The sequence below is a fragment of the Xenorhabdus sp. Sc-CR9 genome, assembly GCF_963897815.1.
GTDB lineage: Bacteria > Pseudomonadota > Gammaproteobacteria > Enterobacterales > Enterobacteriaceae > Xenorhabdus.
This window is the reverse complement of sequence record NZ_CAWQTY010000100.1, coordinates 1-703: the sequence shown is the minus strand read 5'-3', so window position 1 is coordinate 703 and position 703 is coordinate 1. Positions and strand designations below refer to the sequence as shown.

Sequence of the window (703 nt, the reverse complement as noted above, 5' to 3'; positions counted from 1 at the left end):
TTGACGTTCTGATCTCGGCTCATCATATGGCTAAGATTCAATACCTGTATTTCATCTTCCCGTCCTGCCTGATAGCGATTACCTATCGACTCCAGAGTCGAGCATCCCGCTGATATTAAACCTTGTTTCTTTCCTTTCAACGACAAATAAATGATGTATGACATACTTGTCTCCGATTGCATGATATCCAATTGATGCACAAAAACACATCAGTTAAACAAGATACAACAATAATACTTACTCATTCCAGTGTGTATAAAAATACAACGGTAAAATTGTGATTAACTTCTATACTTAAATAAAATCAGATGATTACCTAATTTAAATTTCATGTAGTGTAACCAATTAAAATCACACTGACGCGCTGCGCTTGTCTTCTCCGTGATACCGGGCTAATACATTAACCCGGTATCACGGAGAGCTGAAAGATCACCCGCCAGAAAAACCATTTTTATTTAACCCCTCCCTATTAAAGAATTAGGAATAAAACTGTTCACCGTGTTCACCTTTAAATATTTTCATTTAAATTCATATCATTAAAGGATGATGACTTGAAATCAAACTCATCACTACTCTTCACTCAACCCTTCACCTTTAAATCAGAAAAAGGTGAACAGAGGTGAAGACTTGTGAACAGTTTAAAAATAACTATTCACCCTACAATACATTGATATATCTGGTTTAAATCATAAGGTGAACAGTA

1 protein-coding gene is annotated in these 703 nt (G+C 35.3%); it reads right to left on the bottom strand.

The window, feature by feature from the left end; translation table 11 throughout:
• Positions 1–164: type VI secretion system tube protein TssD (tssD, locus tag AACQ81_RS04740; protein WP_237388506.1), on the bottom strand; the 164-nt coding region annotated here is incomplete at its 3' end.
• Between the last annotated feature and the right edge of the window lie 539 nt (positions 165–703).